The organism is Mastigocoleus testarum BC008 (assembly GCF_001456025.1).
Taxonomy (GTDB): domain Bacteria; phylum Cyanobacteriota; class Cyanobacteriia; order Cyanobacteriales; family Nostocaceae; genus Mastigocoleus; species Mastigocoleus testarum.
The window spans coordinates 22,878-44,706 of sequence record NZ_LMTZ01000088.1 but is presented as its reverse complement, the minus strand read 5'-3'; the positions used below and the strand labels follow the sequence as shown (position 1 = coordinate 44,706).

Sequence of the window (21,829 nt, the reverse complement as noted above, 5' to 3'; positions counted from 1 at the left end):
TTTTTCCTAGAAAAGTCAAGAATCATACACAATAGTGTTACTTGCCTTATGGATGGTTAAGAATTCTGATAAAAAACTACTTTTACCATTAGATTTAGAACTGTCTGTACTTCTTGTCTTGGTGATTCCAGGATTTTCAATTGGAAAAATTTTTCGTAGATTTTATGCTCCGAACTATTGAACGGATATTTATTCGAGTGATATTTTCCCCATAAACCTTAAAATATTGTAATAAATTGTAATAAATAAGGTACACTTACTCGTTCATAATAAACAGCTGGGAAAATTTCTTGAAACTCGCCGTGTTACAACTAATTATTGACGTAGCTCAACCTTTATTAGTACCTGTTTGCTTCGTCAGTGCGTGGTTATTAGTACTGCTTGTAGGTTGCAATATCTGGACAGCAGCCCGTGATAGCATCAATGTCGCGAAAAAAATGCATCAAGTTCCTTGTCCGGGATGCCGTTACTTTACAGATGATTACAGACTTAAATGTACTATTCATCCTTCCATTGCTAATACAGAAGAAGCAATAGAATGCTTGGATTATCAGGCAAAAACTAATCCTATGCTGTATTAAAATAACTTTAGATTGTTACTTATTGCTGGTAGGGGAGTAGAAGTCAGGAGTCAGGAGTCAGAAGTCAGAAATCAGAAGTCATATCATGTCCGGTAAAACACTTGCGATAAGGTTCGTAGTAGCGCTTTGGCGTCATCGAAAAACATTGGCGCTAAAGCGCTACTACAAACAAACATATTTTTTCATAAGTAATTAAGCGGATATAATATCAGAAGTCAGAAGTAGAGATGTAGCATACTACGTCTAAAGGAGCCAAGAGTCATAATTTAAAAATTCAAAAATTCAAGAATTAAAAAACAAAGTTTTCAATGGAAAAATTCGCTCTGTGAGGTTCGAGCGAATTATCTTTTACTAATTTGACTTATGTCCTACGGACACGCGCTTAGACTAACGCCGACCGCTATACTACACCTCACCAAAAGCAAAATCAGGTGCAGCCATGACGTAAATAATCGTTGGCAAATCTGCTGTACGCCCATGCATTTTTTCGTAATATTCTTTAAAGTTTCCCTTACTAGGAGTTGCCATACCGAGAAAAATTACATCTGCATTTTTGGATGATTCGTGTAAAACTGTCTCAAAAGAACGATTTGCAGCAACTATTACTTCTGGTATAGCTTCTATACGTAGCCGATTGAGCATAGCATTTAAGTTTGCTGAAGCATTTTGTGCCGCACCTTCCTTGCTAACCAATAACTTGAGGCGTATTTGGGCATCTCGCCATTCACTGGTAGAGCGCAGCAAGTGACTTAATAAAAGCATTAAACTACCATTGGCATGCATTCCTCCCCACCATATATCTATACAACGATATTTCCCAAATCCTCGCTCGGGACTTTCCCGTAAAACCATCACGCTACGTTTGGCTTGATGTAGCTGCACGATTGTATTGCAGTAGCGATCGCGCCTGCTGCTATCTTCGCTATCTCCCAATAATACGGTGTTAGGTACCAGGGGACCCAAGCCGTAAATTTCCACAAGTTGTACCATTCCCTCGAATGGATCGGCTGCGGTAACTACACGGACAAGTGCTTGTACGTCCTGTTTTTTCAGGTGTTCGCGAATTGTATTTTCTAAATCTTTTTGCCGTCCAAAATCTTTTGAAGCGCTGGGTAAAACACTAGATACGGTAATAAACCCTCGTTTATGGGTAAATATATTAGCTAATTGAATCAGCGACCAACGTTTGCTAGGAGAACCGGAAAATACTAAAATATTTGGTCGCCAGTTTTTGGTGTCTTCTACGCTATCGAGTTGAAAAATCCCAGTACGTAATAGCGCCATCCAGATTCCTCGACGTACATCTCCCCAGGTTGTATTTAATTCCCTTTGCTGCAACCAAAAGTATATTGCCACCACAATAAAAGCCGCAACCATTGTGGCAATTGGGTTAATTAATAACATCACCCACAAACAACCAATTCCCCCCAATAAAGACCAAACCCAATGGACTTTAAAACTGGGTCTAAAGGAAGGACTGCGTAAAAATCCTTCAATACTGGCAGAAATGTTTAAAACTAGGTAAGTAGTGAGGAAAAACATTGTCAGTACTGGCGCGATCGCATTTAAGTCGCCAACGCAAACAGCAGCAATTGCAACGCTCAGAGTTAAACAGGTCGCCATGCGTGGTTCGTCATTTTCACCACTACCTTTACCAAAGAAAGATAGCCAACGCGGTAAAATTCTATCCCTAGCTAAGGCTTGAAGAACTCGAGGAGCCGCCAGAATACTGCCCAAAGCACTTGATAAGGTCGCCCCCCACACCCCAAATAAAATAGCCGGACTCCATAGGGATATCATTTTCATCACTAAAGGTTCATTTACCAAAGTCCCGGTATCGACACGCATCGCTAAAATTAGCGGTAGAAGCATGTAAACAATGTATCCTGTAGCTACAGCAGCTAAAGTTCCAATGGGAATAGAACGGCTGGGATTACGTAAATCCCCTGACATGCTGACCCCTGACATAATCCCAGTGACTGCGGGGAAAAATACTGCAAAAACCCTCCAGAATGATTCCCCATTAGTAGGTGTATCCCATGCTTGGGGTGTAATATCTGGTACGGTACCCCCAAAAACTAGAGAAAGTAGAGATAGAGCAATCGCTCCCATGATAATGTATTGCGCTTTAACTGCTAGGGATGCAGAAGTCAAAGCCAAAATCGCAACCAAAATTGTTATTACCAATGCAACGTAGGTTTGATTGAGATTTTTGAAGATTTCCACCACACTTTCAGCAAAACCAAGGGTATAGAGTGGAATTGAAAGCGCTTGGGCAAAATAAAGGGAAATTCCTACTGCTCCTCCTACTTCAATCCCCAAACACCTACTAATCATGTAGTAAGCACCACCCACCTTTATCACTCGATCTGTTGCGATCGCGCATACTGATAGAGAAGTCAGAAAGGTAATTAACGTAGCAAGAGTAACAATTATTAAAGAGCCCACTAATCCAACATTGCCTACGACCCAGCCAAATCGTAGGTACATAATCACACCCAAAATTGTTAACACAGAGGGCGTGTAAACTCCACCAAACGTTCCTAAACCAGAAGGTTTAGACTCATTTGATTTGGAGTCATGCAAGTTCGAATCTTGCCGTACTTTCTGTTTGAATTGAAACTTCATTGTTCCGGGGTACTCCTAGCAGAAGCACTTAATATATTCAGTTGTACAATTTTAGGCATCTGAGAAAAAAATACAACTCTAATTTAGTTATTTAGGCTGTAGCCATTGTAAATGTTTGATACATATGTAAATACAGCAAATGTCAAAAATCTTAAAGCAAGGAATAGCTAAAAGGAAGAATATGCTTTAATAAGAAAGAATTGCAGTAAAAATGCAGTAAAATAACCAAACTAAACTTTTATAATACGTAAACTCATATTTTCTTCTTGGGTATAAATTCAAAGTTTCAAACTATTGCCGCTGTGGGGAAGTAGAAAGTCAGTCTAAGGCTATCGCCTCGCTCCGCTAACGTAGCGTGTCCGTAGGAAATAAATATTATGTTATCTAGCTTCTAAACTTTTATAAATAGCTGCTTTATTTCCGCCGACCTGTACTAGATAGGAATTCAAACTAGATAGGAATTCAAACTAGATATGATTTACTGCATCCGATCTATGGTTCTATACTGAATTGCTTCGGCGACATGGTTGGGTTGCAAATTTTCATCTCCGGCTAAATCTGCAATCGTTCGCGCTACTTTTAAAATTCTATCGCTTGCTCTGGCAGATAAGCCTAATTTGCGGATTGCAGCTTCTAGTAAATTACGAGCACTGTCATCTAGTTGACACCACTTGCTCAGATGACGACTTTGCATTTGAGCATTACAACGTACGGATGTCTCATTTGTAAATCTTTGCACGGCAATTGCTCTAGCTTTTTGTACCCTTTCTCTGACGGTTTTTGAGGACTCTCCCTTAGGCTGCTGGGTAATTTCTTCTGGTTTTAGGCGGTTTACTGCTACCTGCAAATCTATTCTATCCATCAGAGGACCGGAAAGCTTTGCCCAATATTGTTCTCTTTTGTTAGGGGAGCAAGTGCATTCTTGGATGGTATCGCCATAATAACCACAAGGACAGGGGTTAGTACTAGCCACTAATGTAAACTGGGCTGGAAACATCACAGATTGGCGAGTACGGGTGATTGTTACGAAACCATCTTCTAAGGGTTGACGCAGAAACTCTAAAACATCCCGTTTAAATTCTGTTAACTCATCGAGGAAAAGTACCCCTTGATGTGCTATCGATATTTCACCCGGACGGGGATAACTACCACCACCAACTAAAGAAGGTCCAGAAGCCGAATGGTGGGGACTGCGAAAAGGGCGATCGCGCACCAACGTCCCGCGATTTTTGAGCAAACCAGCAACGGAGTGAATACGAGTAACTTCCAAGGCTTCAGAAAAATCTAAAGCTGGTAATATTCCTGGTAAGCGCCGCGCTAACATAGTTTTTCCACTCCCAGGAGGTCCTACAAATACAAGGTTATGCCCTCCAGCAGCTGCAATTTCCAATGCTCTTCGGGCGTGGCTTTGTCCTTTGACATCTTTTAAATCTATTCTGTTAAATTCCGTTCGACCTACATCTTGTTTCTCTTCCAATTCCACTGGCTGATACTTATGGGGTTGATTCAAAAAGTCAGCAACTTGAGATACATTTGCGAATCCGTGGACCTTTAAACCTTCTACAACCGCAGCTTCTTGGGCGTTATCTGTGGGAACTACCAAACCAACAATTCCCATTTCCCGAGCAGAAGCAGCGATCGGTAACACACCAGCGACGGGACGAAGACTTCCATCAAGGGAAACTTCACCTAAAAATAAATAATCTCCCAATAAGTCTGGTTTAACTTGATCTGAAGCCGCAAGAATTCCCACACTGATGGGTAAATCAAAACAAGGTCCTTCCTTACGTAAGTCAGCAGGAGTTAGATTAATGACAATCTTTCGCATCGGAAAAGCAAAACCAGCATTTTTTAGCGTTGCTTTGACTCTTTCCTTTGATTCTTGAATGGCGCTATCCGGTAAACCTAAAATGATGATTCCCGGTAAACCACCCGATACATCCACTTCTACGCCAACCTTAACGGCGTCAATACCAACAATTGATGCACTCCAGACTCTGGCAAGCATATTTTGATACCTTAAGCATAAAACATTGTTATAGCTAAAAAATATGCTGGCTGGCTTCTGGTTAATCTTGTAGAAGGTGTGAGTTTGATAGATTTTTCAATTTCCAATTAAAAATCTGGCGGAGTGCGGATAGCATTGCTTGTTATATTTTTGACTTTTTTGACCAAATCATTCTTTAACAGTCCGTATATTCCAGCCATTCTCGAGTAAATAGGTCGCAAAACAGTGACGAAAGGTATGACAACCCACCTTTTTTGAATATCAGTTTTATTAACCGCTTGTTTTAATGGTTTTGTAAGATGTTATATTTCTGGCACTTTGGTCGTGTTACCGTTCAAATCAATTGGTTGCCCCGAAAGTTTTTGCTTTTCTTCATCAGATAGCACTTCGTGGCTGCCAAGGTAGACATACTGGGAGTCTGCAATCCAAGTTGAGCCAAGCCTTCCATCTGGTGGGATGTTGTACCAATACCAAACATAAAGCCATTTAAAGTTCTCACTACACCGATATTCAAGAGGACGTGTTCTGCCATATTTTTTGGCGCGCCACTTTTCTAGCCAAGTTGGGCGAGTTTCTTGTAGAGGAAATAAGGTCATTAGTGGTCCATTGCCTAGTATTTTGATTCCTTCAGGTGGAAGCAAAAAGTCTTCATGCACAGAAAGTGTTATGCGTAGTCGTGTTCTAAAGCGCCTTTTGGGTAACAGTGCAGGTAGATCTTCAGGAATTGGGTAGCCATCATTAGCAAGCCTACAACCGAAACTTTTTACAAAGTACTTATACAAGTTACGCTGTCCAACTTCAAATTCATCGCCGTAGATTTCTTTGAAGTCTATGAATCGACGTTTTAGTACTACATCTTCGTTTTGAAGAAGATATGCAACAAAAGATTCATAAGCTTTATCAAAAGGCTGGGAAAAATTATTATTGCACTTCGCGCACAGATTCTTCTTGTATTTGACAACCTTTGAATTAGGACCTTGAATAGGAAATTCTTTCCTCTCGCGAATTAGCACAAGAGCATTTTCCCCTTTGTATGAACCAGATCCATGAAGGTTTACCAAGTCACTTTTTTTAATTCTATGTTCTGCGCTATTGGCAACTTGCTTGCAGATCCAGCAGTAAGTTTGAGCTTCCACAGAATAATCAGAATAATTTGCTATCTTTATTTATACGCTTATTCACTTAATAAATTTATATTATATACAACAACTATACTTTATGCGATCGCACTGGCATTCCTACAAGTATTGGCATTTGTTAAAATTACAGAGCAACTATTTAAGTCTTCATCATGACTATCGCAATCGTCGCCGAAGCTGCACCCTTATTAGTTGATGCTGATTGTGTAGTTCGAGTCGGTGGTACATGAGTAACTTTAGACACTATTGTTACTGTATTTAGGCAAGGTACAACAGCAGAAGAAATTGTCCATCGGTACCCATCTTTGAGGCTAGCTGATGTATATGCCACAATCACTTTCTATCTCAATCATCAGCAGGAAGTAGAAGCATATCTCAAAAACCGCCAACAGGAAGCGCAGTCAATTCGTCAGATGAACCAAACACGATTCGATCCGCAAGGTTTGCGCGATTGCATGCCCAGAGCTTGTGCTTATCGCTTGCTCGCTCGTAAAGTTGAACAACAAGCATGATAAGGCTGCTGGCCATGGAGTGCATTATTCGACCACTGGTATCAGAAGATGAAGCGTTTCTCTGGGAAATGTTATATCATGCACTTTATGTTCCTGAAGGTCAAATAGCGCTACCGCGCGAGGTGATTCACATTCCTGAAATTGCTCGCTACCTTCGGGGTTGGGGACGAGAAGGCGATTGTGGCTTTCTTGCTAGTGATGCAGAAACGAGTCAACCTGTCGGTGCAGTCTGGTTGCGCTTACTGGTGGGGAAGAATCAAGGTTATGGTTATGTGAATGATGACACACCTGAGTTGTCTATTGCTGTTTTGCCTGAATACCGTGGTCAAGGTATAGGTACACAGTTGCTCACTTACTTGCTCTCATCAGTTTATGGTCATTCATCTATTTCGTTAAGCGTCTCGGAAGACAATCCGGCGTTGCGACTTTATAAGCGTTTCGGGTTCGTAGTTGTCAGGAAAAGCGCGGGGTCCCTGACCATGAAACGGGATTAAAATCTGATACAACAACTTCAAACCTAATTTGTCAGCGATCTTAACAATAAATTGCTCACATTGACAGGTGAGTATCATTGATTCGACCATCAGAAAGTAGCTTTTGAAATCGATAATTTACCAGTTGATTAATTTGAAAGTGCGGGTAATTGTACGATAGCGTTCACGTTCGCTGCTAAGCGCGGCTCAGTGCGTCTCAGCGCTGCTGCAAGCAGATCGCGGAGTAAATATTTTTGTTCGCCCACTTAGTTGCTCAAAGCAAAGAAAGCAACCATCAATCAATTTGTCTTTGTACTCAGCTTAAGCAGCAGATAGTTCATGATTATTCGCCACGATACTGACCCAGTAAAGTACTTGGCTGAAGAGACAAGCATTCCATCACTTGGCTCATTCAAACCTTACGGCGACCACGCCATTCTGATTCATCCTTTTTGGCTCTTAACAGCAGCACATGTAGCAAATTATCTGTCCACAGATGATGTTTTCTCTTTCTTGGACGGATGTGAATTTTCTATCGATCGCATTGTTCTACATCCAGGGAACTGCGAGGAACCTGAATTTAGGGATGACCTAGCGCTTATGCGGTTGAAAAAACCACGTACCGATATCGACCCCATAGAACTTTATACCGGCGATGAAGAATTAGATCGGATTGTTACATTTTTCGGGCGCGGCGAAACAGGGGACGGTCTAACGGGTCCAAACAAAGAAGATACCAAACTGCGCCTTGCCCAAAACCGAATATGTCAGGTTGACAATCAGTGGATTGTTTTTCGTTTCGATGCGCCAGGTGAGGAAACCGTACTACCTCTCGAGGGAATTTCAGGTCCTGGTGACAGTGGTGGTCCAGCTTTACTGAAGACTGCTAACGACACATGGTTATTGGCTGGTATAAGTTCTTGGCAAGATCATCAAGGTCCACAGGGTATTTATGGTGTATATGAATACTACGCACGCGTCTCACGCTATATCAATTGGATTAATAGCATCATCAATCCTTGAAGTTTAGCGAACAATCACTTCTTTTTGATACTGTTTTTTTAGTGCAATCGTCCGTAGTCCATTTACAGGAAGGATTGAAGTTGCGATGAGATTTTTATTGGAATCAACACGTCGTGGAAGTAAATCCCTGCTAGGAATCTTTGCAATTTTGTTAGTAATGGTAATATATACAGCAAACTTTGTCGTCACACGGTATAGCATTCTCAACGGTTTAAATTCTCTCGACCTCGCCGCCCTGCGCTATTCAGTATCCGGAATAGTTATGCTACCTTACTTTTACCGTTTGGGCTGGAAAAATCTTGGTGGGCTCGGATGGTCAAAAGCCATACTCCTTACTTGTCTTGCTGGTTCTCCTTATATTCTTGTTTTCTTTTTCGGTCTTAGTTTTGCTCCAGCTTCACATGGTGCGGTTTTGAATCCTGGTATAGTCCCATCAGTAGTTTTCCTAGGTATGGTCTTTTTGGGACTGCAATCGTTTTCTCTCGCAAGAGTACTTTCATTAGTATCTATTTTTCTTGGAGTTGTACTTGTAACTGCTTCTTCATTTTCTTTGCAGGGTTCGGTGTTATTTGGAGACTTTTTATTACTTGTTACGGGTATCAGTTGGGGTCTATTCACTTTACTAGCTAAAGTATGGGAATTAAGACCTATGCAAAGCACGGCGATCGTGTCAGTTATTTCCCTGCTCTATCTCCCTCCGTATTTGTTATTTTGGTATAACGGTTTTGAGTCTGCTTCGACCGCGCACATTATTTCGCAAGCAATTTTTCAGGGCATTATTATGTCCATTGGTACAATTTACCTCGTGACCTATGCCGTTCAAAGTTTAGGTGCGCAGTTGACTTCTCTATTCAGTCCACTGGTCCCTGTGTTAACAACTTTAATCGCGATTCCTCTTCTAGGAGAAATTCCTACCTCGCTACAGTGGATTGGTATTGTATTAGTAGTGTTGGGTATGCTTCGCGCTGCGAAAATTAATTCCTAACAGAATGCTTTATGTTCTAAGTTTACAGGTAACTAACCATGATTTGCTTTTATTCTATGAGGTATTAAATATCTAAGGAAAACAAAAGTTGCGATCGCAAATATGCTACCTGCATAAAATACTCCTCTAATTTCCCATGCACTAAACGCCAACCCCCCCAATACTGGACCGAGTGCTTGACCCAAGGGTACTGCAACTGCAGTCACTGCCATAAAACCTGCCCGATTAGTGCTTGGAGCCAGTTCTGCCAATAATGCTTGTGTTGTTGGAAATACTATTCCATGTGCGATTCCAAATAGGATGCTGGGAATTAATAACATCCAGATGTGCTCAATTGCAGGTGTTATAACTAACGCCAAAGTGTAAATAAAGAAAGAAATTTTGATAAGAGTAAGTTCAGAAAACAACCGCGCAAACGATCCCAGTAGCGATGACGCGAACGCAAAAGAGACCGCCATACTTGCTAACAAGATACCAATCTCGATCTCAGAAGCGCCGAGAGACGTTGCAACTGTGGGAATATAAGTTAGGTAGGCACCAAATAAAAGGACAAACAGTGCAACTACTATAAATAGAAGCCTAATCACCTCAAAGCGACGAATATTGCTCCAAATATTTCTCAAATAAACCTTGAAATCAAAATCTGAGTAGGGCTGTTTTTCGGGTAGTTGCAGCGAACGCCACACCCAAATCCCAACTAGAATGGCAAGCAGCGGTAAAGCGAATGTGTAACGCCATCCCATTGATGCCAATCCGCTACCAACTAAGGGATACACAGCTAAACTCACCCCGATCGTGCTGGCGTTCAATCCCATAGCTGACGTCAATTGCTTCCCAGCATACAGATCGCTAATCAGCGTTAATGCTAGCGCCTCTAAACTTGCTGCTCCAACTCCTTGCAGGAAGCGCCACGCCAAGAGGGTATGAAAATTTTGAGCAAATGCACAAGCGACTCCCGCGATCGCAAACAGAAATAGTGACGGGACTAAAATAGCTTTCCGACCAAAGCGATCTGCCAGAACACTACAAATAGGAGCTCCAATCGCTATTGGGACAACGAACGCCGTAGTCACCCAACCAATTTGCTGTGGGGACAGTTGAAAGTCTTGCACAATCCCAGGTAAGACAGGATTAATGCTCATTGTCCCCATAAGTTCCATCAAGGTAATACTGATAACGATTTGAAGATTCACATCCCGATAAATAGGTGTAGCGCTTCTACTTGTGGGATTCGACTTGTTAGACATTTGTAGTTTCCTGTAATTATCGATCATGCTTTTAATGACGTTCGCGTCGGAGGGTGCGAACGCCCGAGTTGCGACTGGGCTAAACAATACCGCCGTTGACTCTCAGGGTTTGACCGTTTACCCAACTGCCTTCGGGACTCACTAAAAAAGCAACGGTGCTAGCAATATCATCGGGTTGTCCTAAGCGCTCTAGCGGTGCTTGCTTAGCAAACTTATTAATTAATTCTTCAGATTTGCCTTGATAAAACAGATCTGTTGCAGTTGGTCCCGGCGCGATCGCATTTACAGTTATGCTGCGTCCCCTTAACTCCTTCGCCATGATATTGGTAAAGACTTCAACCGCAATTTTTGACCCAGAATAAATAGCGTAACCCGGCATAGCCAGACCTATAGCACTGGTTGAGAAATTCACTATACGTCCACCCTCTCGCAAACGTCGAGCAGCTTGTCGCAAGGCGAGAAATGTCCCACGGGTATTGATATTGAATATCCTGTCATACAACTCGTCGTCTGTATCTGCAATATTGATGGGTTTTGGAGTTTGAATACCGGCATTATTAATCAAAACATCTACGCCACCGTAGGTTTTTTCAGCCTGATCGAACAGTAATTCCACATCTTGTGCATTAGAAACATCCCCTTGCACGGCAATCGCATCTCCACCTTCGGCATGAATTTCTTGTACAACTGCTTGAGCTTTCTCCTGATTCTTGGCATAGTTGACAACTACTGCAAATCCATCTAGCGAAAGACGTTTTGTGATAGCAGCTCCAATTCCTCTTGAAGCACCTGTGACAATGGCAATTTTTTGAGTAGATATATTCATTTGTAAGAACCTCCAAAACCTTCTGTAGCTGCCTGATTGATAGCTTTATTATCAAAAAAAATACAGCCAAAGTCTTTCATGTATTTGCTAAGGTTTTAGGATTTTTATCATCTTTAAAATCTATTTTGTAATTTCTGTAATTTATATTTCTGTAATTTATAATTAAGCGCAAGAGAGCAGGTTTCATAATCGAGAAATGAGGATGTTATGCTGATTGACTCGCACACAGGAAAGCCGTTAGTTCCACGCCAAGAAACAGGGGGAGTCCATTATCATCTCTTACTCGATAAAGAAACTGGGTTACACCACGCGACATTAAATCCAGACTTATTCAATACGCACGAACATCATACTCATCAGATTACGGTGTTGTTCGAGCGAGCAAAAGCAATTACATCCTGGCATTCAGCTTCAGGTAGAGATAAGCATCAAGAGGTACAAGTAGGACAGTGCTATGTGGTTCCAACCGAACAACCCCATGGTTTGACCTTAGATCGTGGTGGAGAATTAGTAAATTTTTACCTTGCGCCAGAATTTATCGCCACCACTATTCCTGAAACCACTAAGGGACGTTCTCTGGAAATCTTAGAATTTCAAATCTCAGACGATCCCCTCATTCGTCAGTTAGCAGCAACTGTCCGAACCGATCGATTATTGCATGGAGTTTCCAACAAACTATTTCTAGAATCAGTGATGAATGTCCTAGCTGTCCACTTAGTGAACAGTTACGCAGTGTCAAAAATTCAAATACCTAAAGTCGGTAAGTTACCCACACATCTCCTTGCAAAAGTGCAAGAGTATATCAAAGCAAATGATACAAGCAACATTGCGATCGCGGATTTAGCAAATCTGACGGGTTATAGCAGCGTCCACTTCACGCGCATGTTCAAGAAGGCAACGGGACAGACCCCACGCGAATATCTGATCTATCATCGTATCAATAAAGCTAAAGATTTATTAGTAAATACAAAATTATCAATAATTGAAGTGGCATTCCAAAGTGGATTTAGCAGCCACGCTCATTTCTCAACTCAGTTTCGTCGCCTAGTTGGAACTGCTCCCCAAATTTATCGAAAACATAACGAAATATCGTTCTAAGCTACTGAATAGTATCGCACCGCAGTGGCGCGCGATCTAACTCGAACAACATTGAAGCATTTGTGCATCGCAAACAGTGGTGCAGCAAATCAACTTGTTGCCAAAACCCGTAAACTCGAACGTAGTGCGGCTGATTTCATCATGGTTTCAAATACAACGTATCGGGTTAGTCCCCAAATTGAAACAGCTATTCAAAGATAATTGGCAATTAATCAAAAATGTATTACTATAAAAATAAGTATGTATTCATGGGGCCGTAAAGGTTTCGACGTGGTAGCGAAAACTGACCCGTGATGCAGGTCGAGAGTGAGTCTCCTCTCGCAAATCAAAGGCTCAAAACAATGTAAATGCGAATAACATCGTAAACTTTACTCGTAAGGAAGCTGCAGTAGCAGTAGCCTAAAACACCTCTTATAGGTTCGAGTGCTTCTAATTTGACTCCGTTAAGGATTAGAGGCAAACCCCAACGGATGCGCTGATAAGTAATCTTTGGTGTACTTATTAGCAAAGACTTTACCAAAGCATCCCACCGTTCGGGATAATGGGCGGTCCCCGCTTCGAGGGTAAAAGAAGCTAAACCTGTGAATGAGCGGTAAGCGAATACCTATTGCGGACGGCAGTTCGATTCTGCCCGGTTCCACTTAAATAATAAATTTTAAAGTCTACCTTGTTTCAGAGGTGGGCTTTATTTTTGTGGTCAGGACGTTAAGTAAATACCCGTAAAACTTATCTTTTATCTGCTTCAATTTACAATATTCGCAATTACGATCTGTATTGAGGTTTGTGATGCCAGTTTATGTTTACTGGGGTGAAGACGATTATGCCATAGAAAAAGCCATACAAAAATTACGCGATCGCGTTCTTGCTCCTGAATGGTCGAGTTTTAACTACAATGCAATTCCACCAGATGGCTCCGATGCCTTAATAGATGGTTTAAATCAAGCTATGACACCCAAGTTTGGAGCAGGGGGACGCTTAGTTTGGCTAATGAATACCACTTTGGCACAACAATGTCCGGAAAATGTACTCAATGAATTACAGCGTACTTTATCAGTAATTCCCGAAGATTCATTTTTATTACTTACTAGCCGAAAAAAATTTGACGAACGCCTAAAATCAACAAAATTACTGAAAAAATTTGCTACAGAATATCGAGAATTTGCTTTAGTCCCACCTTGGAAAAAAGAACTTATAGTAAAATCCGTTAGTCAAGTAGCAAAAGATATTGGTTTGCAAATAACTCCCCAAGGTTTAGAAATTATCGCTGAAGCAGTAGGAAATGATACGCGACTATTACATAATGAATTAGAGAAACTACAACTTTACACTGGAGGTAGCAAACAACCTTTAGAAGTAAATACTATTAATAAATTAGTAAGAAATACTACTCAGAATAGCTTGCAATTAGCTGCAGCAATTAGAGAGGGAGATACGCCTAAAGCATTAACGTTAGTAGCAGATTTAATTAATGCAAATGAACCAGCACTAAGGATACTGGCCACATTAATAGGTCAGTTTCGGACTTGGTTGTGGGTCAAAATCATGATAGAAAATGGTGAGAAAAATCAGCAAGCTATTGCTCAAGCTGCAGAAGTAGGAAATCCAAAGCGCATTTATTTTTTACAACAAGAAATCAGATCTCTTTCTTTGAAACAGCTAATTTCTATACCACCAATATTACTAAGACTGGAGATCAATCTAAAGCAGGGAGCAAATCCAATGTCAGCACTTCAAACTACGACTATTGAGTTATGTCAAATATGCATCAAGAATAAATATTAGAGATAAAAACAGAATTATTTGATTTTTTGGAGGGAACTTCTCACTCTGAGAAATATTCAAAGTTATTAATACGTCCCTACTGTAACTTTTTTTCCTTCACAAATGACTAAGCCATTTAATTTTTCCTTTAGACTAAATCCGAATCGGATTATCATTAAAACATTATTAATTTCAACAGTTTTTACCACTTTTTCGAGTTCTATTATTTTCCCCAGCACGAAAGTTTACGCAAATGCAAATATTAGACCAAGCGACGTCAAGAAGTATGCTGCAATCGTGATAAAAATGGAAAAACCTCGCCAACAAGCATATGACAAAATAAAAAAAATTTTGGGTGAGCGTGAAAAAATGCCCAACATCGTTTGTAACAATCCGAAAAGCTTTGGTGAATTACCTGGAGATGCAAAACAGATTGCAAACGAATACTGTAAGCGTTCCAGACAAATAGTTGAAAGTAACGGTTTGAGTATTGAACGTTTTAATAAGATTACCGAAGCAGCAAAAACAGATAATAAAGTACATCAGCGAATTTACGATGCACTAATTAAAGAACAAGGTGGTCGTAAAAATCGCTAAATTAATAACTAGAGAAACTTAAATTTAGAAAGTATCTTCACACACCCTTATAGATAAATAATATTAAGTCAGGGTGGATTTAAATTGGTTCGCAGTGAGTTTTAGTATTAATAAGTAGTAATTTATTAACCATCAAGGCTAATAAAAAATTTTATCTATTGATAATTCAGCTAATTTTCTATCTATCAAAATTAAATTTTATTCAAAATTATTACTGATGATATATTTCATTTCTTAGTCATTTATTATCTTAGTAATTTATCATGTTAGTGATTGATAATCAGTTTTAATATTTAAATAATTTTAACGTTAAAAAAAAAGAGCAGTCTAGTCATTAGGCAGTATTCAACAGATGGTAATGATTTGCTATTTGTTAGTTATTAATTTAGTGTTAAAAAGTATTTTTTGCACGTCAATAATCTCTTATCTATACGTATTTTAAGTATAACTTATCAGTATTTACTTACATATATAGTTAGCCAATTTTTATTAACTGTTTAGTTATTACATATTAATATTTTATCTATCAAGAAATTTTTCCAGAAAATAATAATAGAAATAAAATATACTTTATTTCTGTAAATACGTTTCTTATTATTTACTGGTTATTTACTTTCGATCCCAGCACCTATTTAGGCTAAGACATTTATCGATGCTGAAGCCTGGAATCTGAACCTACGAATATAAATAGTAAACTTTTAGTTCCCAGGACTTATGCAACGTAAGCATGGCGTGTCCGTAGGAGATAGATTTATCATTGTGACCAGAACGCAGTCCAGGGTCAGCGGATCGGATCCGTAAGGTTGCTGGCGGCTGCATAGGTAGCGCAGCTATAGCTAGAGGCTCCGACGCCGCAGGTTCTAGCGTTTGTGTTTAGGAGATAGCAATCCCAGAGTTTTTGTGTTAGCGGATCCGTAAGGTCGCACAGCAATGAAATCTACCTAACATAATTACAATCGCTTTAGTAGACTTAAACCGTGAGTATCAGTACCACAAGTATTTAGAAGACCATACTCACAAGCTAATTCTCCCACTTGTTGCGATTGTAAATCGCTAGGCTTCCAAGGGTTAGGATTGTTATACGCATAAAAGGTTTCTACACCATCAATTCCTAGTTCAGCCGCTCTAGGAATTAATTCAAAGTGTGATCGCTTGTAACGAGCGGGATGAGCCAGTACTGCAATTCCTCCAGCATCGTGAATCGCACGAATCACATTAGTAGCTTGATATTCTTCACCTGTAACAATTTTTCTTTGAATGTAACTCTTCAAGCTAGAATTTTCTGGTTCAAAACCGTAACCTAAAATATGAACTTCAACATCTAAAAGATTGGCATTAATTTCTACACCACTCCAGAGTTGAGGTCCAATTCGGTCGGGATTTTCCCGTTGCCATTTTTCCAGCCAATCTCGAGCAACTTGATAACCAGCAATCGTATGGTGGTCCGTAATTGCAAATCCTTTAAGATCGATTTCTATAACTTGCTCCATCAAGCGATTGGGATGTAACTTGCCGTCTGAGTAAACGGTGTGCATGTGAAAATTAAAATGTCTCGGGCAGCTAGTTCTATCCAGATTTTGAAAAACTTGTTTCAAAACCTCTGATGAAGTATTTTTTTTAGCTAAATCCACTGTCATAATCTTTTTTCTTACGCTTTCTCAATTCATCTCAATAAATTAACCCACTATCTTTAGAAGAAGTATCAACATATTTTTCTTGTTTCTCAAGATTCTGCAGGCAATATATTAATTTGCTAACTTTACAAAAGTTTGCGATATATTAAGACTAAACTAACAAATAAATTGTGCCACTGGTCGCAATTATTTTTGGTTTGTCGGGACTTGACTACGGATAAAGTCAATACTTAAGCTATAAAGTTATACAAACAAACTTTAAATTTTCTAGATTTTTGAGAATATTAAAGGTTTTTTTAGTGCTTAAGATGTTAAAAAAAGGCTTTATTAATATTAATAATAAAAACTATAATTAAAAACGCGTAAAACACAAAACAGCTGGTATACAAAACAGCTCCTGACTATATAATATAGCCCTAGCAATAGGAAGAATCTTCCCCTGTAACATTTGGAAAGTGCTAACTCATTGATATTACTAATATGTCTCAATTTTAACTAACACATCATGTAGGATGGTTAGCGCAGTTGCAGGGACTAAGTATGCCCCTAAGATTACGGATTGCTACTTTTAATTTAGAAAATCTGGACGACGAACCCGGTAAAAAACCGACACTTCAAGAACGCATTACCGTAATGCGTCCCCAACTCATTCGGCTAAATGCGGATATCCTTTGCTTACAAGAAGTTCACGGACAAGAACAGCCCAATAAGCCAAGGGATTTATTAGCACTCAAGAAATTATTAAAAGGCACACCCTATCAAGACTATTACCTGTGCAGCACCCAAACCAAACAAAAGCACCAAGTATTTGACAAACGTAACTTAGTTGTTCTCAGTCGTTTTGAAATTACCGAACATCAACAATATAAACATGAGTTTGCAGCAGCACCTTCATATCGCCAGGTGACAGCACAACCAGGATCGGAAGAAGCGAATGAAGTTAGTTGGGAACGACCCATTTTACACGCCAAAATTAAACTTCCCAACGCTCAAACCTTAAATGTAATTAATCTCCACCTAAAGTCCAAACTACCAAGTAATATTCCTGGACAAAAAATAAATAACTTTACTTGGAAAACTTCTACGGGTTGGGCTGAAGGCTTTTTTATTTCCTCGATGCGTCGCGTGGGACAAGCCCTAGAAACACGTTTTCTCATCGATCAGCTATTTGATGAAGATGAAAATGCTCTAATTGCTGTGACAGGTGATTTTAATGCTGAAGGTGATGAAGTTCCAGTTGAAGCAATTTGTGGCGCAGTAGAAAATACAGGCAACCCTCAATTAGCCAGTCGAGTTCTCGTACATTGCGATCGCTCAATTCCCAAATCCCAGCGTTACACCTTATTTCATCACGGTCAAGGTAGAATGCTAGATCATGTTTTAATCTCGCGGTCGCTAATGAGCTACTACAAAGGTGCAGAAATTCACAACGAAATTTTACATGATGAATCAATAGCTTTTGCAACTGATAAGCTTTATCCAGAATCAGACCACGCACCTCTGATTGCTGAATTTGAAATATAGTGCTACGCGCAAGTCATTAGCGGATCCGTAGGTAGCGCAGCTCGAGCTTTTATGGCGTCGGCGTTAGCCTAAGCGCGTGTCAGCAGGACATAAGTTTACTAGTCATAGGTTTGAGGGTTAACCAATGCCCTAACCTAATTACGTAGCGCTATACCTCTTGGTTCGTAGTAGCGCTTTAGCGCTAAAGTAAATGGAAATTTACAATAAATTCTATGTTCTTAAACACTTATAAACACTTAATTGATTGCTATATAAAGATAGATAAAAATCAAATCAATTGCAGTTAATCATGGATTCTAATATAAATATTCAATTACCTATTCCCCCTAATTTCGAGGCAAAAAAAGTTGGAGAAGTATGGCGCGTACCCTATCAGGAAATTGCAATTTCTGCACGCTCTTGGAAAGAAAAATATCACATACAGCCTGCATTGAGGGATAAAGCTCGCGTTTGTTTATTATTAATAGATGTACAAAATACCTTTTGTATACCCAACTTTGAATTATTTGTTGGTGGCAAATCTGGCAATGGAGCAGTAGAAGATAATGTAAGATTATGCGAATTTATCTATCGCAATTTAGGTGTAATTACAAATATTATACCGACCATGGATACCCACACAGCAATGCAAATTTTTCACCCAATTTTTTGGGTAAACAAAGCTGGAGAACATCCAATTCCAGCAGTAACTAATATTACACCTGATGACATTATTAAAGGTACTTGGAAAATTAATCCTGCAGTCGCCCATAGCATCACTAATAATAATCAAGATTTGTTAAACAAACAAGCATATAATTACGTTCAAAAATTAACTCAAAACGGTAAATATCCCCTAACAATTTGGCCTTATCATTCCATGTTAGGTGGTATTGGTCATGCTTTAGTTTCTGCAGTAGAAGAAGCTATATTTTTCCATAATTTAATTCGCGAGAGTCAAACCCAATTTGAACTCAAGGGAAATAATCCCCTTACCGAGAATTACTCCGTATTAAGCCCAGAAGTTTTAGAAGGATTTGACCGACATCCAATCGCCCAAAAAAACACAGCTTTAATCGAGCAACTTTTGAAATTTGATGCAGTTATTATTGCTGGACAAGCTAAAAGTCACTGTGTTGCTTGGACAATTGAAGATTTATTAAATGAAATTCAACAGGTTGATATTAACCTAGCCCAAAATATTTATATACTAGAAGACTGTACTTCTCCCGTGGTAGTACCTGGAGTCGTTGACTATACAGAAACAGCAGATGCAGCCTTTAGCAAATTTGCTGCCTCAGGAATGCACTTAATTAAATCAAGCGAACCTATTTCTAAATGGTTGAAAATTAAAACTTAAAAGCAACCAATTACCAATTACCCATTACCCATTTATTGCTGTAAATAAGATTTTGGATTCTTTGCAACCCAACCTAAGTCGGAACTCGAGCGAATTTCAAAATGAAGATGTGGTTCGGAAATGCTAGGAGTTCCACTAGAACCAACCTTTCCCAGCAAATCTCCAGTTTTCACTGACTGTCCCACAGCTACATTAATGCTGCCAAGATGAGCATAACGGCTTTGTAAACCACTTTCATGATAAATGACTACCAAATTTCCATAGGAAGCTTGTTTTCCAGCAAATAATACCGTTCCAGAGTCAACTGCTTGGACATTCGTTCCAATTGCTGCTGACAAATCTACTCCACTATGAAAAAATACTTCTTTAGTAGCCTGATTCATCTGCCAACCAAACGGATAAATCACTTGGGTTGGTGATGGTAAAGGATAACCGGCTACTCGCTCTGGTATTACAGGTTGTTGAGGAGAAGTTGTATTAGATTGCTTCGCAGGAGGGTTTACTGATTTTCCTAGCTGGGGAACAAACACTATACTCGGGTTTTTTAGGCAACCATTAATTTCAAACAACACATCAGCGCGGATTTTATACTGTGCTGCAACTTGCTTCAAACTTTGTGTAGGAGATAGTTCGACTATCACCCCGTTATAAGGTGGGATTAATATTTCTTGACCAACACTAACCTCTTGATTTGTCAAACTCCGATTCATCCGGATAATAGTCGCACTTTCCAAGTTGTATTTCTGCGCTATTTTTTCTAGAGTTTCCCCAGATGTTACTCTGTGACGTACAAAACGTTCCAGAGCTGGTGTGGGACAACTTTTAGTAGAAGTCTGTGATATTACGGTTTTTGGAACCATTAATATTACAGCTAAAGTGGTAAATAAACTACAAGGAAACAGTAGACGATTGCTAGCAGTCATATTTAAATTAAATATTTTTCCTAACTTCCACAGACGAATGATCGAATAGTTGGCGTACTACATAAAGTTGGCGCACTACCTTTCTAGACTAAATTTATCGTCTGTGAAAGAAAGCTGACGGTCATTAGTATCAATTATTGAAGTTTGGTAAGTATTTTTACTAATTATTTGCGGTTGATTCTCAAGTACCTCTTAAATTCTCATACACCATAACAATGGATTGTATTTTTATCTACTTAGTAATCTAGCTAGCTAATACCTTGCTAACTACACTTGAGAAAGAACGCGTCTGCATTGCTGTCCACGACTGTAACAACTATGAATATATCGCTAAAGCAACTGACCGTTTATTTTTCCCTGGTGGCTCTTGGTAGCGGTGCAGGTTTGTTGGGTGGTTACTATCTCCTCCCAACACATCGTCCCAGGCCAGAATTAAGAAATGTTACGGTTTCTTTACCACCACAAACAACACCCCTCAATCCAGTCAAAATTCCAGTAAAAACCAGAAGAGGCGAACAACAAAATTTTATAGCTTCAGCAGTCCTACAGACTGGACCAGCAGTAGTTCGAATTAACGCGACCCGCAAAGTAGCCAATCCAATTTCGGACGCATTAAAAAACCCTCTATTACGTCGATTCTTTGGTGATGAAGAAGACACTTTTCCTCAAGAAAGAATCGAGCGTGGAACTGGATCGGGTTTCATTATTGCTCAAGATGGAAGAATACTAACAAATGCCCATGTAGTTGCAAATACAGACACGGTTATAGTAACCCTCAAAGATGGCAGAACCTTTGAAGGTAACGTATCGGGAGTAGATACTATTACCGATCTGGCAGTAGTAAAAATTGAAGCCAACAAATTACCCACAGTCAAATTGGGTAATTCCCAAAATTTAATACCCGGTCAGTGGGCGATCGCGATTGGTAATCCTCTGGGTTTAGATAACACCGTAACCATTGGTATTATCAGCGCCACTGATCGCACCAGCACCCAAGTGGGAGTCCCTGACAAAAAAGTTAGCTTTATTCAAACCGATGCTGCAATCAATCCAGGAAACTCTGGTGGACCTTTGTTAAACGCAAATGGTGAAGTAATTGGTGTAAATACTGCAATCCGTGCTGATGCTCAAGGTCTTGGGTTTGCCATCCCCATTGAAACAGCAGCTCGCATTGCTAATGAATTATTTACAAAAGGGTACGCAGATCATCCCTTTTTGGGTATCGGGATGGAAGACCTTAACCCCAGTAAGAAAAAACGGATTAACAAAGAACAAAAACTGAATATTAACCAGGACTATGGAGTGGTTATCGAACGAGTCTTGAGCGATTCTCCTGCAGAAATAGGAGGACTCCGTCCTGGAGATTTGATCGTGAAAATCAATAATAAATCTATCAAGACAACTGCCCAGGTCCAAAAAATCGTAGAATCGAGTGCCGTGGGAAATACTTTAGAAATTCAGGTAGATCGAAATGGTAAATTACAAACTTTAAAAGTACAGTTAGGCACCGATTCCCGCAAATAGATGGTAG

General features: G+C 39.7%; 19 protein-coding genes, 1 other RNA gene and 1 pseudogene. 14 read left to right on the top strand and 7 right to left on the bottom strand.

Going from position 1 to position 21,829, the window contains the following annotated elements:
* Window positions 1-290 precede the first annotated feature (290 nt).
* Entirely contained in the window at window positions 291-581 is a 291-nt protein-coding gene (locus tag BC008_RS16255) for a hypothetical protein (RefSeq protein WP_235595880.1), read from the top strand.
* 405 nt (window positions 582-986) lie between these two features.
* Here BC008_RS16255 and BC008_RS16250 read toward each other — a convergent pair whose 3' ends face one another.
* From BC008_RS16250 to BC008_RS16240, 3 genes are all read right to left on the bottom strand, one after another.
* Complete coding sequence (locus BC008_RS16250) at window positions 987-3,209, bottom strand: amino acid permease (RefSeq protein ID WP_027843001.1); 2,223 nt, start codon at window positions 3,207-3,209, stop codon at window positions 987-989.
* A 478-nt stretch (window positions 3,210-3,687) separates the two neighbouring features.
* Complete coding sequence (locus BC008_RS16245) at window positions 3,688-5,217, bottom strand: YifB family Mg chelatase-like AAA ATPase (protein ID WP_027843000.1); 1,530 nt, start codon at window positions 5,215-5,217, stop codon at window positions 3,688-3,690.
* Between the two features lie 302 nt (window positions 5,218-5,519).
* The gene (locus tag BC008_RS16240; protein ID WP_153009601.1) at window positions 5,520-6,230 is read right to left on the bottom strand and encodes a hypothetical protein; all 711 of its coding nucleotides are present in this window, start codon (window positions 6,228-6,230) and stop codon (window positions 5,520-5,522) included.
* 371 nt (window positions 6,231-6,601) lie between these two features.
* On the opposite strand from BC008_RS16240, the pseudogene BC008_RS52465 reads away from it, so the two are divergent.
* The 5 genes and pseudogenes from BC008_RS52465 to BC008_RS16220 all read left to right on the top strand — a co-directional run.
* Window positions 6,602-6,646: pseudogene (locus tag BC008_RS52465) on the top strand (hypothetical protein); the annotation flags it as partial.
* A gap of 15 nt (window positions 6,647-6,661) precedes the next feature.
* Window positions 6,662-6,868 (top strand): hypothetical protein, encoded by a 207-nt coding sequence (locus tag BC008_RS51360; protein ID WP_235595879.1) that lies wholly within the window; start codon window positions 6,662-6,664, stop codon window positions 6,866-6,868.
* On the top strand, window positions 6,865-7,362 hold the full coding sequence (locus tag BC008_RS16230) for a GNAT family N-acetyltransferase (RefSeq protein WP_036265267.1): 498 nt from the start codon (window positions 6,865-6,867) through the stop codon (window positions 7,360-7,362). The genes BC008_RS51360 and BC008_RS16230 overlap by 4 nt, the downstream gene beginning before the upstream one ends.
* 318 nt (window positions 7,363-7,680) lie before the next feature.
* A complete protein-coding gene (locus BC008_RS16225; protein ID WP_027842996.1) occupies window positions 7,681-8,364 on the top strand; it encodes a trypsin-like serine protease in 684 nt (227 codons plus the stop codon).
* A 97-nt stretch (window positions 8,365-8,461) separates the two neighbouring features.
* A complete protein-coding gene (locus BC008_RS16220) occupies window positions 8,462-9,349 on the top strand; it encodes a DMT family transporter (RefSeq protein WP_235595878.1) in 888 nt (295 codons plus the stop codon).
* 32 nt (window positions 9,350-9,381) lie between these two features.
* Here the strand turns inward: BC008_RS16220 and BC008_RS16215 are convergent, their stop codons facing one another.
* Window positions 9,382-10,596, bottom strand: coding sequence for an MFS transporter (locus BC008_RS16215; protein WP_027842994.1), 1,215 nt, complete (start codon window positions 10,594-10,596; stop codon window positions 9,382-9,384).
* Window positions 10,597-10,675: 79 nt separating this feature from the next.
* A complete protein-coding gene (locus BC008_RS16210) occupies window positions 10,676-11,422 on the bottom strand; it encodes an SDR family oxidoreductase (RefSeq protein WP_027842993.1) in 747 nt (248 codons plus the stop codon).
* Between the two features lie 207 nt (window positions 11,423-11,629).
* Here BC008_RS16210 and BC008_RS16205 point away from each other — a divergent pair, with 207 nt between their 5' ends.
* From BC008_RS16205 to BC008_RS52095, 5 genes are all read left to right on the top strand, one after another.
* Window positions 11,630-12,520 carry a helix-turn-helix domain-containing protein gene (locus tag BC008_RS16205; RefSeq protein ID WP_058183673.1) on the top strand — a complete coding sequence of 297 codons (891 nt, stop codon included), beginning with the start codon at window positions 11,630-11,632 and terminating at the stop codon, window positions 12,518-12,520.
* A 24-nt stretch (window positions 12,521-12,544) separates the two neighbouring features.
* Complete coding sequence (locus tag BC008_RS49515) at window positions 12,545-12,721, top strand: hypothetical protein (RefSeq protein ID WP_161938122.1); 177 nt, start codon at window positions 12,545-12,547, stop codon at window positions 12,719-12,721.
* A 49-nt stretch (window positions 12,722-12,770) separates the two neighbouring features.
* Window positions 12,771-13,163: a transfer-messenger RNA gene (ssrA, locus tag BC008_RS45725) on the top strand.
* Between the two features lie 143 nt (window positions 13,164-13,306).
* On the top strand, window positions 13,307-14,302 hold the full coding sequence (gene holA / locus BC008_RS16200; protein WP_027842992.1) for a DNA polymerase III subunit delta: 996 nt from the start codon (window positions 13,307-13,309) through the stop codon (window positions 14,300-14,302).
* Between the two features lie 102 nt (window positions 14,303-14,404).
* Window positions 14,405-14,878 carry a DUF4168 domain-containing protein gene (locus tag BC008_RS52095; RefSeq protein ID WP_027842991.1) on the top strand — a complete coding sequence of 158 codons (474 nt, stop codon included), beginning with the start codon at window positions 14,405-14,407 and terminating at the stop codon, window positions 14,876-14,878.
* A 950-nt stretch (window positions 14,879-15,828) separates the two neighbouring features.
* On the opposite strand, the gene BC008_RS16190 is transcribed toward BC008_RS52095, so the two are convergent.
* Window positions 15,829-16,515 carry a PHP domain-containing protein gene (locus tag BC008_RS16190; protein WP_027842990.1) on the bottom strand — a complete coding sequence of 229 codons (687 nt, stop codon included), beginning with the start codon at window positions 16,513-16,515 and terminating at the stop codon, window positions 15,829-15,831.
* A 537-nt stretch (window positions 16,516-17,052) separates the two neighbouring features.
* On the opposite strand from BC008_RS16190, the gene BC008_RS16185 reads away from it, so the two are divergent.
* Window positions 17,053-18,036 (top strand): endonuclease/exonuclease/phosphatase family protein, encoded by a 984-nt coding sequence (locus tag BC008_RS16185; RefSeq protein WP_027842989.1) that lies wholly within the window; start codon window positions 17,053-17,055, stop codon window positions 18,034-18,036.
* Between the two features lie 289 nt (window positions 18,037-18,325).
* On the top strand, window positions 18,326-19,375 hold the full coding sequence (locus BC008_RS16180) for a cysteine hydrolase family protein (RefSeq protein WP_027842988.1): 1,050 nt from the start codon (window positions 18,326-18,328) through the stop codon (window positions 19,373-19,375).
* Window positions 19,376-19,407: 32 nt separating this feature from the next.
* Here the strand turns inward: BC008_RS16180 and BC008_RS16175 are convergent, their stop codons facing one another.
* On the bottom strand, window positions 19,408-20,298 hold the full coding sequence (locus BC008_RS16175; RefSeq protein ID WP_027842987.1) for a peptidoglycan DD-metalloendopeptidase family protein: 891 nt from the start codon (window positions 20,296-20,298) through the stop codon (window positions 19,408-19,410).
* 318 nt (window positions 20,299-20,616) lie between these two features.
* Between BC008_RS16175 and BC008_RS16170 the strand changes: the two genes are divergently transcribed.
* On the top strand, window positions 20,617-21,822 hold the full coding sequence (locus tag BC008_RS16170) for an HhoA/HhoB/HtrA family serine endopeptidase (protein WP_027842986.1): 1,206 nt from the start codon (window positions 20,617-20,619) through the stop codon (window positions 21,820-21,822).
* Window positions 21,823-21,829: the final 7 nt, after the last annotated feature.